This is a genomic window from Enterobacter sp. SLBN-59 (assembly GCF_024807915.1).
GTDB lineage: Bacteria > Pseudomonadota > Gammaproteobacteria > Enterobacterales > Enterobacteriaceae > Enterobacter > Enterobacter asburiae_B.
On record NZ_JANUFI010000001.1, the window covers coordinates 1,529,803 to 1,543,666 of the forward strand.

Below are 13,864 nucleotides of genomic sequence, written 5' to 3' on the forward strand. Positions count from 1 at the left end.
TTGCCGCTCCTTATACCGTCAGTACGACGCAACTGTCAGCATCCCAGCACAGGCGCACTTCGTCACCCCATGTTGGCTGCCCCTTGCGGTAGCGATGTTCGTTCTGTAGCTGCGCGCTGAGCATCTGCCCGCTTTTCAGCCGCACGTGGTAGATAGACAGGTCGCCCAGATAGGCAATGTGCACCACTTCGCCCACGGCAAAGTTATAGCCATCGGCAGGCGGATCCTCACAGAGCATGATCTTCTCCGGACGCAGCGCGACGTAGACCGGCACGTTATCCACCACGGAGTTATCCGGATCGACCTTAAGCGGATGCTGCAGCCCCGGCGATTCGATGACCAGGCCATCCTCCTGACGATCTTTCAGCAGCCCTTCGAAGACGTTGACCGAGCCGATAAACTCCGCGCTGTAGCGGGTGGTCGGGTGCTCATAAATCTCTTCCGGCTCGCCAATCTGCACGAACTTCCCGCGGTTCATGATCGCGATGCGTCCGGCCATGGTCATCGCTTCTTCCTGGTCGTGGGTCACCATCACGCAGGTCACCCCCACGCGCTCGAGGATATCCACCACTTCGAGCTGCATACGGTCGCGCAGTTTTTTATCCAGCGCGCCCATCGGCTCATCGAGCAACAATAATTTCGGGCGTTTTGCCAGACTGCGGGCCAGGGCCACGCGCTGGCGCTGGCCGCCGGAGAGCTGGTGCGGCTTACGCTTCGCGAACTCCTGCATGTGCACCAGGCTCAGCATCTCGGCCACGCGCGCGGTAATTTCGGCCTTCGGCAGCTTGTCCTGCTTCAGGCCAAAGGCGATGTTCTGCTCCACCGTCATGTGCGGGAACAGCGCGTAGGACTGGAACATCATGTTAATCGGGCGCTGATACGGCGGCACGCTGGAGAGATCCACGCCATCAAGCATGATTTGCCCGGCGGTGGGCTGTTCAAAACCGGCCAGCATACGCAGCAGGGTCGATTTTCCGCAGCCAGAAGCTCCCAGGAGGGCAAAAATTTCGCCTTTATAGATAGTCAGGCTGACGTCGTCCACGGCATGCTGGCCATCGAAAGATTTGGTGAGGTTACGAATTTCAAGAAGCGGGGTCAGCGCTTTACGGACTTTCGCCTGCGGGCGGGGGATCGCGTCATTCACGGGGTGTTCTCCGGCATAGATCAGTACTGGTGCAAACGCACCGTCAGGGTGCGCATCGCCGGGCGGCGCTAACGCTTGCCCGGCCTACGGGTTGTACAGGCCCGGTAGGCGACAGCGCCACCGGGCAACAATACCCAACGCCGTTATTTACCGCTTTTCACCTTGGTCCACGCGCGGGTACGCACGCGGTCAATTTTTGGATCCTGCACTTTCAGGGTGAAGAGCTTGGCGAACACATCCGCTGGCGGATAGATAGCCGGGTTGTTACGGATTTCTTCGCTTACCAGCGGCACGGAGGCCTTGTTACCGTTCGCGTAGTATACGTGGTCGCTGATGTGGGCGATCACCTCAGGACGCATCAGGTAGTTGAGGAACTGATAGGCTTCGTCTTTGTTTTTCGCATCAGCCGGCATCGCGAAGACGTCAAAGAAGGCCAGCGCCCCCTCTTTCGGAATGAAGTAAGAGACGTTCACGCCGTTTTTCGCCTCTTTCGCGCGGTTAGCCGCCTGCCACACGTCCCCTGCCCAGCCGATCGCGACGCAGATGTCGCCGTTCGCCAGGTCGTTAATGTACTGAGACGAGTGGAAGTAACGAATGTTTGGACGCAGCTTCAGCAGCAGATCGGTCGCCGGGCCGGTGTAATCATCGGCTTTACTGCTGTTCGGGTCTTTGCCCAGGTAGTTCAGCACGGTGGCGAAAATCTCTTCCGGCGCATCGAGGAAGGAGACGCCGCAGCTTTTCAGCTTCTCAAGGTTTTCCGGCTTCAGCACCACGTCCCAGCTGTCCAGCTTGACGTCCGGGCCCAGCACCGCTTTGACTTTATCCACGTTGTAGCCAATACCGGTGGTCGCCCACAGGTAAGGCATGGCGTATTTGTTGTCCGGGTCATGCTTCGCCACCAGCTTCAGCACTTCCGGATCGAGGTTTTTCCAGTTCGGTAACTTGCTCTTGTCCAGCGGCTGGAAGACGCCTGCCGTCAGCTGGCGCTCGAGGAAGCTTGCGGAAGGCACCACGAGATCAAACCCGGTGCTGCCCGCCATCAGCTTTCCTTCCAGCACTTCGTTGGAATCGAATACGTCGTAGACCACTTTAATGCCGGTCTCTTTTTCAAAATTCGCCACCGTGTCCGGCGCGATATAGTCAGACCAGTTGTAAACGTGCAGCGTTTTTTGTTCCGCAGCGAGCGTGCCGGCAGAGACGGCCATCAGAGCACCCGCAACCAGACCCGATAACCATTTTTTATTCAAGGCGATCATATCTTTATTCCTTCTGAAAGCTCGTTAACAAACGAACTAAAACTGTGCAATCTGAAGATATGCAATAATCATGCATAGTTTGTCGCTCTGCCCAAAATAAAAAGAAACCTCTTTACCCGGCAGCTTCCGCTCGCTTTTTTAAGCATCGCAAGAATAACTGTAGCCCGTGTCTCCGGCTATAGCCCAGACGAAAAAACGCCTTTTATCAATTTTTTATGCAGGTTATGTCTACGTGATAAGCCGAAACGGCCTTCAGGGAGGTGAAAAACTCTTTAAAGAAAGGTTAAAAGCAGCAGAAAAAATGGCCTTCTGCAGCCGCTATGGCAGCGACTGCGCAAAAGTCAGACAGGCTTAGTGAAGAAAATTGGGAGATGCATCATTATTCTCTGCATCATCTTCCGCGCTATACAGCAGATGGTGTGCATTGGCTTCCATCATGACCATGGAAATTTGCTCTTCGCTCAAGCGCATAAACCAGGAGAACTGCTTGAACGACAGCCCGGCACCGGAGAATAAAGACTGGCAAACGACCAGTTTTGGCAGATTATCATCCTGTATGTCGAGAAATGCTTTCACCGTCAAAGAACTGGCGTTGATCGCTGACAGGTCGGAGGCCAGCGCCAGCAGCGCGGAGGGCTTCACTTCGGCCAGCGCGGAGAAAAGGATCACGTCGTTAATGAGATCGATTTTGGCATCGAAAATGCCGTCGAAATTCTGCATATGAGGCAGATGCAGCGCCTGGCAGGAATCGCATTCGAAGAATGTAATTCCGGCATCATCAAGCCATTGACGTAACGTATCCAGTGTAGGTACGACCTGTAAATCCATCGCTGTGCAGCCTCTTAATTAAAAACTTCGCATATACCCGTCATACTTCAAGTTGCATGTGCGTTGGCTGCGCTCGTTCACCCCAGTCACTTACTAATGTAAGCTCCAGGGGATTCACTCCCTTGCCGCCTTCCTGCAACTCGAATTATTTAGGGTATAGATTACGCAAAAAGTGCGTTCAATACCATTTAACCGCCCGTTTTCAGACAGTAGCCTGGCGTGGCATGACGCTCGATCCATGCGATCATTTTACCTGCAATATCGACACCTGTGGTTTTTTCTACGCCTTCCAGCCCCGGCGAAGCGTTCACCTCCATGACCAGCGGCCCGCGCGTCGCCCGCAGAAGGTCTACGCCCGCCACGTCCAGCCCCAGGGTTTGCGCCGCTTTGACGGCAATTTCCCGTTCGCGATCGCTAATATCGGCTACCCGCGCCACGCCGCCGCGGTGAAGGTTAGAGCGGAAATCGCCCTCTTTCGCCTGGCGCTCAATAGCTGCCACCACCTCATTGCCGACCACGAAGCAGCGGATGTCGCGCCCTTTCGCCTCTTCGATGTACTCCTGCACCAGAATGTGGGCATTGAGACCCCGAAAGGCATCAATCACGCTCTCCGCCGCCTGACGCGTTTCCGCCAGCACCACGCCAATGCCCTGCGTGCCTTCCACCAGCTTAATCACCAAAGGCGCGCCGCCCACCATATCGATAAGATCGCTGGTGTCATCCGGTGAATGGGCAATACCCGTGACCGGAAGATCGATCCCCTGGCGGGCGAGGAGCTGCAGCGAGCGCAGCTTGTCGCGGGCGCGCGAAATGGCGACGGATTCGTTGAGCGGATAGCTGCCCAGCATCTCAAACTGGCGCAACGCGGCGGTGCCGTAATAGGTGATCTGGGAGCCGATGCGCGGGATCACCGCATCAAAGTGCGGCAGCTTGCGGCCTTTGTAGTGAATCGACGAGGCGGCCGGGTCAATGTTCATATAGCAGGACATCGGGTCGAGGATCTCAACCTGATGCCCGCGTTTCGCCGCCGCGTCTCGCAGGCGCTTACATGAATAGAGCGTTCCATCCCGGGACAATATGGCAATTTTCACCCTGCACCTCTCTGAAGACATGGAAAAAGCCTGCATATCATATACGCAGGCAGGCGCAGGCGGAATGGACTATCGCGTCGCCCAGCCCTGTTTGTGCAGGTAATCAAGAATAAACGGTCGGTTTTCTTTAATGATGGTGCGACGAATATGGTCAGTCCAGGTATCGCGACGGTTATTGCTGCCGCGCGTCAGGTAGTAGTTCGCCAACTCTTCATCATATTGATTCAGGACGTCCTGATCGACCGGCTGGTAGTGGTTTTCGTGCACCAGCATGGCGGCAGGAATGCGCGGCTTCAGATCCGGGTTATCCGCCGGCCAGCCGAGGCACAGGCCGAACAGCGGCAGGACGTGTTTTGGCAGCTTCAGCAGCTCGGTCACGCTTTCAATGTTGTTACGCAGGCCGCCGATGTAGACGCCACCTAATCCCAGCGACTCCGCCGCCGTAAAGGCGTTTTGCGCCATCAGCGCGGTATCCACCACGCCCAGCAGCAGCTGTTCGGCCAGCCCCAGCTCGGCCTCAGGGCAGATCTGCAGGTGGCGGTTAAAGTCGGCGCAGAACACCCAGAACTCCGCGGCCTGGGCCACATGCTTCTGTCCGCCGGTCAGCGCGACCAGCTGTTCACGCATGGCCGGGTCGGTAATGCGGATAATCGAGCTGCACTGCAGAAAGCTGGAGCTGGAGGTCGCTCTGGCGCTGTTAATAATCGCTTCGCGCTGCGCCTCGGTAATCGGCTCGTCGGTGAAGTGGCGAATGGAACGGTGGGATGTGAGCAGGTCTATGGTTGGCGTCATCTTGTCTCTCTTTGTCTTGCTTAAACCGTATGGCAGCCAGTATAGGCAATGATTTGCGCGGTGTAATTGGCGAAACATAGCCTTACTGTATCAAAGCGACAGGCGAAACCTTCTTTAATGGCGGCAGGTTATCGGGCACTATATGTCCTATTCGCCGTCAGGCTTGTTTTTTGAGGAGAGAGAAATGTTTGCAGTAATTTTTGGTCGTCCAGGGTGCCCTTACTGTGTGCGCGCGAAAGAGCTGGCTGAGAAACTGACCGAAGAGCGCGATGACTTCAACTTCCGCTACGTGGATATCCACGCGGAAGGCATCACCAAAGCGGATCTCGAAAAAACCGTCGGTAAGCCGGTTGAAACCGTACCGCAGATCTTCCTCGATCAGAAACACATCGGTGGCTGCACTGACTTTGAAGCTTACGCCAAAGAGCATCTGGGCCTGTTTGCCGCCCAGTAATGCGAAGACGCCCTCACCCGGAGGGCGTTTTTATTTGTGGTGCCGTCGATGCTTAATCAGGCTGCACACAAACAAATAGCACAGCGCGCCAAGGGCGCACCAGAAGACGCCGCTCAGCAACCACGCCATCTCCTGCCAGAAACTTCGCGTTGACACATACAGCATGCGCATCAGCAGCAGACACAGCGGTGCCGCCAGCATTGCGCCAATAAGCGGCTTGACCACCTCCCCTTTACGGGAAAGAAAACTGGCTGCCGCTCCCGGCAGGGTAAAAAAGAGCAGCCCCAGCTCCGGGTGTCCGGCAGCCCTGAATGCCCCCTTCACATTAAAAGCGAGCGACATGCACACGACGGTAAACAGCAAAAAGCAGCTGATCACCCCCGCCCAGTTTCGTTTAATGTTCAAACTATCCTCCTGACTTATCTCTATCAAATACACCTTCGTCGGGTAGACGCCCAGTCAGATAAAGCAGTGCGGCAATCCTTGCCAAAGTACGCACAGGGTGATGCGATAATAGGTAGCTGTCAGTAGCTAATACGATTAAACTATCGGCCAGCTAATGTTTTAGGGAATAAATTAGGTAACAGGGAGGGTTGAACGCGTTCCCTGGCTCAGAAAACAGTAGCCCAAATAGTCCTTTCATTCAACAACTTACTGGTAAACAAGAAGTTAGCCTCCGTGAATATAAACGTCGCAGACTTGTTAAATGGGAATTACATCCTGTTATTATTTGTGGTACTGGCGCTGGGCCTTTGCCTGGGTAAATTGCGCCTGGGTTCAGTTCAACTTGGTAATTCCATTGGCGTTTTAGTCGTCTCCTTATTATTAGGCCAGCAGCACTTCAGCATTAACACGGACGCGCTCAACTTAGGTTTTATGCTGTTTATTTTTTGTGTTGGCGTGGAAGCGGGACCGAACTTTTTTTCAATTTTCTTCCGCGACGGCAAAAATTATCTGATGCTGGCGCTGGTGATGGTCGGCAGCGCGCTGCTGATCGCGTTAGGGCTGGGTAAACTGTTTGGCTGGGATATCGGGTTAACGGCCGGTATGCTGGCAGGCTCCATGACCTCCACCCCCGTGCTCGTGGGTGCCGGTGATACCCTGCGCCATTCCGGCATGGCCGGCGCGCAGCTTTCTACCGCCCTCGACCACCTGAGCCTGGGCTATGCCCTGACCTATCTGATTGGTCTGGTGAGCCTGATCGTTGGCGCACGCTACCTGCCAAAACTACAGCACCAGGATCTGCAGACCAGCGCCCAGCAAATCGCGCGCGAGCGCGGTCTCGATACCGATTCCAAACGTAAAGTCTATCTCCCTGTGATCCGCGCCTATCGCGTTGGGCCAGAGCTGGTGGCATGGGCTGACGGCAAAAACCTGCGCGAGCTGGGGATTTACCGCCAGACGGGCTGCTATATCGAACGTATCCGCCGCAACGGCATTCTGGCGAATCCGGACGGCGACGCGGTGCTGCAGATGGGCGACGACATCGCGCTGGTGGGTTACCCGGACGCCCACGCCCGTCTCGACCCGAGTTTCCGTAACGGCAAAGAGGTGTTCGACCGCGACCTGCTCGACATGCGTATCGTCACCGAAGAGATCGTGGTGAAAAACCATAACGCCGTGGGCCGACGTCTGGCGCAGCTGAAGCTGACCGACCACGGCTGCTTCCTCAACCGCGTGATCCGCAGCCAGATTGAGATGCCAATCGACGATAACGTCGTGCTCAACAAAGGCGATGTTTTGCAGGTCAGCGGCGACGCGCGACGCGTGAAAACCGTTGCCGACCGCATCGGCTTTATCTCCATTCACAGCCAGGTCACCGACCTGCTGGCCTTCTGCGCCTTCTTTATCGTTGGCCTGATGATCGGGATGATCACCTTCCAGTTCAGCAACTTCAGTTTTGGCATCGGTAACGCCGCCGGGCTGCTGTTCGCCGGGATCATGCTGGGCTTCCTGCGAGCCAACCACCCAACCTTCGGCTACATTCCGCAGGGCGCGCTGAACATGGTGAAAGAGTTCGGTCTGATGGTGTTTATGGCGGGCGTCGGCTTAAGCGCGGGAAGCGGTATCGGCCACAGCCTGGGCGCCGTCGGCTGGCAGATGCTGGTTTCCGGACTTATCGTCAGCCTGGTGCCGGTGGTGATCTGCTTCCTGTTCGGCGCCTACGTGCTGCGCATGAACCGCGCCCTGCTGTTCGGGGCAATGATGGGCGCGCGTACCTGTGCGCCGGCCATGGAAATCATCAGCGATACCGCGCGCAGCAACATCCCGGCGCTGGGGTATGCGGGCACGTACGCTATCGCTAACGTGCTGCTGACCCTGGCGGGTACGCTGATCGTTATCATCTGGCCGGGACTCGGATAACTCCTAAGTTTGCGCGTGGTGAAAATTATTTTCGTTACGCGCAGAACTTTTTTATCAGGGGGCAGTCATAACTAGTGCCACTGCTTTTCTTTGATGTCCCCAATTTGTGGAGCCCATCAACCCCGCCGTTTTGGTTCAAGGTTGATGGGTTTTTTGTTGCCTGAAATTCCCGTACCTCTCATCTCCGCTTCTATCCTGCAATCAAAACATATATGATTAAACATATATAAATCATTCCACCTGCAGGATCGCCCATGCTCCACCCACTCCAGCTCTTCAAAACCCTCTCCGACGAAACGCGGCTCGCCATCGTCATGCTGCTCCGCGAAGCGGGCGAGCTATGTGTCTGCGATCTCTGCTCCGCAACCACCGAGTCTCAGCCTAAGGTCTCCCGCCACATGGCGTTGCTGCGCGAGTCGGGGCTGGTTATCGACAGTCGCGAGGGGAAGTGGGTCTATTACCGTTTGTCTCCCAACATGCCTGCATGGGCGGCAACCGTTATCGACAACAGCTGGAACTGCCTGCGGGAAGAGACGCGCATGAAGCTGAAAAACCGACTCTCAGGCTCGTGCTAGGCAAAACACATTCACAAAAACAGATATAACGGGGTAGAAGATGTTTCTGGCAGGGGCTATTTTTCTGTTTACGCTGGTACTGGTCATCTGGCAGCCCAAAGGGCTCAGTATCGGCTGGAGCGCGACTATCGGCGCCGTACTGGCGCTGGCCAGCGGCGTGATTCACATTAACGATATTCCGATCGTGTGGAATATCGTCTGGAACGCCACGGCAACGTTCATTGCCGTCATCATCATCAGCCTGCTGCTGGATGAGTCCGGCTTTTTCGAGTGGGCGGCGCTGCACGTTGCCCGCTGGGGGAACGGTCGCGGGCGATTGCTGTTTACGTATATCGTGCTGCTGGGCGCAGCCGTGGCGGCGCTGTTTGCCAATGACGGTGCGGCGCTGATCCTGACCCCTATCGTCATCGCCATGCTTCTGGCGCTGGGGTTCAGCAAGCAGGCCACGCTGGCGTTTGTGATGGCTGCGGGCTTTATCGCCGATACCGCCAGCCTGCCGCTGATTGTGTCGAACCTGGTCAACATCGTATCGGCAGACTTCTTTAAGCTGGGGTTCAGCGAATACGCCTCGGTGATGATCCCGGTAGATATCGCCGCGATTGCCGCAACGCTGGTGATGCTGCATCTGTTCTTTCGCAAGGAAATCCCCCCGGAATATGACCTGGCAAAACTCCGCGAGCCCGCGCGGGCCATTCACGACCTCCCGACGTTCAGAACGGGCTGGATCGTCCTGCTCCTTCTGCTCGTCGGTTTCTTTGTGCTTGAACCTCTCGGCATTCCGGTCAGCGCCATCGCGACCGTCGGCGCGCTGATTTTATTCGCTGTCGCAAAACGCGGACATGCGATAAACACCGGAAAAGTGCTGCGCGGCGCGCCGTGGCAGATCGTTATCTTTTCGCTGGGGATGTATCTGGTGGTGTATGGCCTGCGCAATGCCGGGCTGACGGACTCTCTCACAGGCGTACTGGATAGCCTGGCCGGACACGGGCTGTGGGCCACCACGCTGGGAACCGGGTTCATCACCGCGTTTCTGTCATCCATAATGAACAATATGCCCACCGTGCTGATTGGCGCGCTCTCCATCGAGGGCAGTACGGCGACAGGACTGATCAAGGAAGCGATGATTTACGCCAACGTGATTGGCTGCGATCTGGGACCGAAAATCACGCCTATCGGCAGCCTCGCCACCCTGCTCTGGCTCCACGTGCTGGCGCAGAAAAACATGACGATCACCTGGGGCTACTATTTCCGGACGGGCATCGTTATGACGCTGCCGGTCCTGTTTGTGACGCTCGCCGCGCTGGCGCTACGTCTCTCCTTCACACTGTAATGAGCCACTGATATGAGCCACATCACCATTTATCACAACCCGGCCTGCGGAACCTCGCGCAACACGCTGGAGATGATCCGCAACAGCGGCACGGAGCCAGAGATTATCCTTTATCTGGAAACCCCGCCGTCGCGCGATAAGCTGACCACCCTGATTGCCGAGATGGGCATTTCAGTGCGGGATCTGCTGCGTAAAAACGTGGAGCCCTATGAACAGCTCGGCCTTGCCGACGATAAGTTCACCGACGACCAGCTTATTGATTTTATGCTGCAGCACCCGATCCTGATTAATCGCCCGATCGTGGTGACGCCGCTGGGCACCCGCCTGTGCCGACCGTCTGAAGTCGTCCTCGACATCCTGCCGGATGTGCAGAAAGGGGCGTTTACGAAAGAAGATGGTGAAGCCGTCGTGGACGCCAGCGGCAAAAAAATATCGCCAAAGTAACCCGTTGATAATGGCGCAGTAAGGCCTTCCAGCCGCATACCCCACCCATCTGCCAGGTTGCATCAGCCGAAACCCGGCACATACTTCTGAGGGTTAATCCTGGTGAGGATATGCAGCTATGGGCTTTAAGAACAAAACCGCCGTTATCTTCGGCGGAAGTGGCGCCATCGGCAGTTCAGTGGCGCACGCTCTGGCGCGTGAAGGGGCGGATGTGTACCTCGCCGCACGCGACCACGCCAGGCTGGAGCAGGTCGCCAGCCGTATTCGCGCCGCCGGAGGGTCTGCCAGCACGTTTATGTTCGATGCACTCGATGATTCCTCGCAGCTCCCCGACCTTGCCCGCATTGATATCGTCGTCAACGCCACGGGCTTTATGCACGATCAGGGCAAACGCCTTGAGGCGTTAACGCTTGATGAGTTCAGGCAGGGTTTTGATCCCTTCCTGGCCGCCTACTTTAACATTGCGAAAGCCGTGTCGTCCCGCATGGGCGGCGAGCATGGTGGAGTCATTATTACCGTCGTCGCGCCTGCCGCGAACATGACGATCGCGGGCCACCTCGGGCATATCGTCGGCTGCGCGGGAACGGAAGCCTTGACCCGGGCGCTGGCGGCGGAACTTGGGACACAAAATATTCGCGTGCTGTGCGTGCGTTCGCACGCGATAGCCGACGCGGTGCAGGCGAGTTCGTATGTGGGAGCCATTTTCGCCGCCCGGGCGCAGGCGATGGGGATTACGGTTGAGCAGTTTCTCAGCGGTGCCGCGCAAAGCACCCTGACGCATCGCCTGCCGACGCTGGCACAGGTGGCAGACACGATTACGTTTCTGGCCTCAGATGCGGCAGGCGCTATGACGGGAACCACCGTCAATATGACCGCGGGCGCAACCTAGCGGCCGCCCTCGCCCGCAATTCTCCCCACCATCGCCCGGATCTCCTCCCGGGTTAACGGCGCCCGGTCGGTGACATAGTGCAGCGTCATCCCTTCGATAAACGCGTCCAGCGCGCGGGTGGTAACCGGGTCGAACCACTGCTCCAGCGTGGTCTGGCTCATTTTCATCCAGTCCTGCATCACCGTTTTGAGCGCCGCGCTGCGGTGCATAAAGGCGTAGAGCTGATACATCAGCGCCATGTTGTGCGGCGTGGTCACCTGCGAGCTGTGGATCAGGGTGGTGATAGATTCGCACGCCATTTCCGGCCCGGTGACGCCGGCGAAGAAATCCCGGTACTGCTGCGACATCTGCCGGGTAAACCACGTGAAGGCCTCCTCCAGCAGCGGCTCCATGCCGTCGAAATAGTAGGTCATCGACCCCAGCGGCACGCCCGCGCAGGTGGCGATTTTACGGTGCGTGACGGCGTGAATGCCGTGCTCGGCGATGGTATCGAGCGTTGCCTGCAGGATCTTCTCCCGGCGATGCGGATCGTTCGGTGGTCTGCTCATAAATTCCTCACGTGGTTTGTGTACAAATGTACACAAACTTGCTAGTGTTGTCGCTATTGTTGTACTTCTGGTGCTACCCCAATGACGCAGACCTCTCCCCGTAAAGCCCTGCAGCGACGCCTGTGGGCGCTGTTTATGTTCTTCTTTATTCCCGGCCTGCTGATGGCCTCTTGGGCCACGCGCACCCCCGCCATTCGCGATATTTTGTCCGTTTCTACCGCCGAGATGGGCATCGTGCTGTTCGGCCTGTCGATAGGCTCCATGAGCGGCATCCTCTGCTCCGCGTGGCTGGTAAAGCGCTTTGGTACGCGAGCGGTGATCCGCACCACCATGTGCTTTGCCGTGTTCGGGATGGGCATATTAAGCGTGGCGCTGTGGTGTGCCTCGCCGGTGCTGTTCGCCCTGGGCCTGACGGTATTTGGCGGCAGCTTTGGGTCGGCGGAAGTTGCCATCAACGTGGAAGGGGCGGCGGTCGAACGTGAGATGAATAAAACCGTGCTGCCGATGATGCACGGTTTTTACAGCCTTGGCACGCTGGCCGGTGCGGGCGTGGGGATGGCGCTGACGGCCACCGGCGTGAGCGCGAATCTGCATATCCTGCTGGCGGCGCTGGTGTGCATCATTCCGATCCTGACCGGCATCCGGGCCATCCCGGACGGCACCGGTAAAAACTCCGCTGACGAACAGCACTCGGCTGAAAAAGGGCTGCCCTTCTACCGCGACTTCCAGCTGATGCTGATCGGCGTGGTGGTGCTGGCGATGGCGTTCGCGGAAGGTTCCGCCAACGACTGGCTGCCGCTGCTGATGGTGGACGGTCACGGCTTTAGCCCGACCTCCGGCTCGCTGATTTACGCCGGGTTTACGCTGGGGATGACCGTCGGGCGCTTCACCGGCGGCTGGTTTATCGACCGCTACAGCCGCGTGGCGGTGGTGCGCGCCAGCGCCCTGCTCGGCGGCCTGGGTATCGCGATGATCATCTTTGTGGACGTGGACTGGATTGCGGGCGTTTCCGTGATCCTGTGGGGACTGGGGGCATCACTTGGCTTCCCGCTGACCATTTCCGCCGCCAGCGACACCGGCCCGGATGCCCCGACGCGCGTCAGCGTGGTGGCAACCACGGGCTATCTCGCCTTCCTGGTCGGGCCGCCGCTGCTCGGCTTCCTCGGCGAGCACTACGGGCTGCGCAGCGCCATGCTGGTGGTGTTAGGGTTAGTCATCATCGCGGCGCTGGTGGCGCGCGCGGTGGCAAAGCCGGAAACGAATCAAACGACACTGGAGAAGGGATATGAGCGTTAAACTGATCGCCGTCGACATGGATGGTACTTTTCTGAGCGATGCCAAGACCTATAATCGGCCGCGCTTTCTGGCGCAGTACGCCCGCATGAAGGCGCAAGGAATCCGCTTCGTGGTCGCCAGCGGCAACCAGTATTACCAGCTGATCTCCTTTTTCCCGGAGATTGCGCATGAGATTGCGTTCGTCGCCGAAAACGGCGGCTGGGTCGTGAGCGAAGGTGAGGATGTCTTTAACGGTGAACTGTCGAAAGCCCATTTCGAGACCGTCGCGAACGTGTTAAACGAGGTTCCGGGCATTGAGATTATCGCCTGCGGGAAAAGCAGCGCATACACGCTGAAATGCTATGACGAGGGCTTTAAGGATATCGCGGCGAAGTATTACCACCGCCTCGAAATGGTCAGCGATTTCGATAACCTGAACGATATTTTCTTCAAGTTCGGGCTTAACGTCTCTGATGATGAAATTCCGCGAATTCAGGCGCTGCTGCATGAAAAGCTGAGCGACATCATGGTGCCCGTCACCACCGGCCACGACAGTATCGACCTGATTATCCCCGGCGTGCACAAAGCTAACGGTCTGCGGATCCTGCAAAAGCGCTGGGGCATTGACGACAGCGAAGTGGTGGCCTTCGGCGACAGCGGCAACGACGTGGAGATGCTGCGCCAGTCCGGGTTCAGCTTTGCGATGGCGAATGCCAGACCGCACATCAAAGAGGCAGCGCGTTTTGAAGCGCCGCACAATAACGATGAGGGCGTTTTAGACGTGATTGAGAAGGTGCTAGATGGGGAGGCGCCGTTTAATTGACCGCGTGCGGTCTGGCGCCCTCGCCCCTCACCCTGGCCCTCTCCCCAAAGG

Annotated in this window: 15 protein-coding genes; 8 read left to right on the forward strand and 7 right to left on the reverse strand. The window is 57.4% G+C overall.

Annotated elements, in window-relative coordinates; translation table 11 throughout:
• Positions 1 to 10: 10 nt before the first annotated feature.
• From potG to nfsA, 5 genes are all read right to left on the reverse strand, one after another.
• Positions 11 to 1,144, reverse strand: coding sequence for a putrescine ABC transporter ATP-binding subunit PotG (gene potG / locus M2422_RS07260; protein WP_024907855.1), 1,134 nt, complete (start codon positions 1,142 to 1,144; stop codon positions 11 to 13).
• A gap of 143 nt (positions 1,145 to 1,287) precedes the next feature.
• The gene (gene potF, locus M2422_RS07265; RefSeq protein WP_023335062.1) at positions 1,288 to 2,400 is read right to left on the reverse strand and encodes a spermidine/putrescine ABC transporter substrate-binding protein PotF; all 1,113 of its coding nucleotides are present in this window, start codon (positions 2,398 to 2,400) and stop codon (positions 1,288 to 1,290) included.
• Positions 2,401 to 2,751: 351 nt separating this feature from the next.
• Positions 2,752 to 3,228: a YbjN domain-containing protein gene (locus tag M2422_RS07270; protein ID WP_014169308.1), complete on the reverse strand. Its 477-nt coding sequence runs from the start codon at positions 3,226 to 3,228 to the stop codon at positions 2,752 to 2,754.
• 188 nt (positions 3,229 to 3,416) lie between these two features.
• Positions 3,417 to 4,319 carry a 30S ribosomal protein S6--L-glutamate ligase gene (rimK, locus tag M2422_RS07275; RefSeq protein ID WP_033145042.1) on the reverse strand — a complete coding sequence of 301 codons (903 nt, stop codon included), beginning with the start codon at positions 4,317 to 4,319 and terminating at the stop codon, positions 3,417 to 3,419.
• A gap of 69 nt (positions 4,320 to 4,388) precedes the next feature.
• Positions 4,389 to 5,111 carry a nitroreductase NfsA gene (nfsA, locus tag M2422_RS07280; RefSeq protein WP_033145041.1) on the reverse strand — a complete coding sequence of 241 codons (723 nt, stop codon included), beginning with the start codon at positions 5,109 to 5,111 and terminating at the stop codon, positions 4,389 to 4,391.
• 184 nt (positions 5,112 to 5,295) lie between these two features.
• On the opposite strand from nfsA, the gene M2422_RS07285 reads away from it, so the two are divergent.
• The gene (locus M2422_RS07285) at positions 5,296 to 5,565 is read left to right on the forward strand and encodes a GrxA family glutaredoxin (RefSeq protein ID WP_006809455.1); all 270 of its coding nucleotides are present in this window, start codon (positions 5,296 to 5,298) and stop codon (positions 5,563 to 5,565) included.
• 30 nt (positions 5,566 to 5,595) lie between these two features.
• Here M2422_RS07285 and M2422_RS07290 read toward each other — a convergent pair whose 3' ends face one another.
• The gene (locus M2422_RS07290; protein WP_033145040.1) at positions 5,596 to 5,970 is read right to left on the reverse strand and encodes an inner membrane protein YbjM; all 375 of its coding nucleotides are present in this window, start codon (positions 5,968 to 5,970) and stop codon (positions 5,596 to 5,598) included.
• 273 nt (positions 5,971 to 6,243) lie between these two features.
• Between M2422_RS07290 and M2422_RS07295 the strand changes: the two genes are divergently transcribed.
• The 5 genes from M2422_RS07295 (at position 6,244) to M2422_RS07315 (ending at position 11,167) form a co-directional block, all read left to right on the forward strand.
• A complete protein-coding gene (locus tag M2422_RS07295) occupies positions 6,244 to 7,929 on the forward strand; it encodes an aspartate:alanine antiporter (protein ID WP_029739442.1) in 1,686 nt (561 codons plus the stop codon).
• Between the two features lie 254 nt (positions 7,930 to 8,183).
• A complete protein-coding gene (locus tag M2422_RS07300; RefSeq protein ID WP_064672157.1) occupies positions 8,184 to 8,504 on the forward strand; it encodes a metalloregulator ArsR/SmtB family transcription factor in 321 nt (106 codons plus the stop codon).
• 40 nt (positions 8,505 to 8,544) lie between these two features.
• A complete protein-coding gene (locus M2422_RS07305; RefSeq protein WP_058842142.1) occupies positions 8,545 to 9,834 on the forward strand; it encodes an arsenic transporter in 1,290 nt (429 codons plus the stop codon).
• A gap of 12 nt (positions 9,835 to 9,846) precedes the next feature.
• A complete protein-coding gene (gene arsC, locus M2422_RS07310) occupies positions 9,847 to 10,278 on the forward strand; it encodes a glutaredoxin-dependent arsenate reductase (protein WP_047061470.1) in 432 nt (143 codons plus the stop codon).
• 118 nt (positions 10,279 to 10,396) lie between these two features.
• The gene (locus M2422_RS07315; protein ID WP_064672156.1) at positions 10,397 to 11,167 is read left to right on the forward strand and encodes an SDR family NAD(P)-dependent oxidoreductase; all 771 of its coding nucleotides are present in this window, start codon (positions 10,397 to 10,399) and stop codon (positions 11,165 to 11,167) included.
• Here the strand turns inward: M2422_RS07315 and M2422_RS07320 are convergent.
• Positions 11,164 to 11,715, reverse strand: coding sequence for a TetR/AcrR family transcriptional regulator (locus tag M2422_RS07320; protein WP_033145035.1), 552 nt, complete (start codon positions 11,713 to 11,715; stop codon positions 11,164 to 11,166). The two genes, M2422_RS07315 and M2422_RS07320, sit on opposite strands and share 4 nt — an antisense overlap.
• 81 nt (positions 11,716 to 11,796) lie before the next feature.
• Here M2422_RS07320 and M2422_RS07325 point away from each other — a divergent pair, with 81 nt between their 5' ends.
• On the forward strand, positions 11,797 to 13,011 hold the full coding sequence (locus M2422_RS07325; RefSeq protein ID WP_048976812.1) for an MFS transporter: 1,215 nt from the start codon (positions 11,797 to 11,799) through the stop codon (positions 13,009 to 13,011).
• The gene (locus M2422_RS07330) at positions 13,001 to 13,813 is read left to right on the forward strand and encodes a Cof-type HAD-IIB family hydrolase (protein WP_064672155.1); all 813 of its coding nucleotides are present in this window, start codon (positions 13,001 to 13,003) and stop codon (positions 13,811 to 13,813) included. The genes M2422_RS07325 and M2422_RS07330 overlap by 11 nt, the downstream gene beginning before the upstream one ends.
• The last annotated feature ends 51 nt before the right edge of the window (positions 13,814 to 13,864 follow it).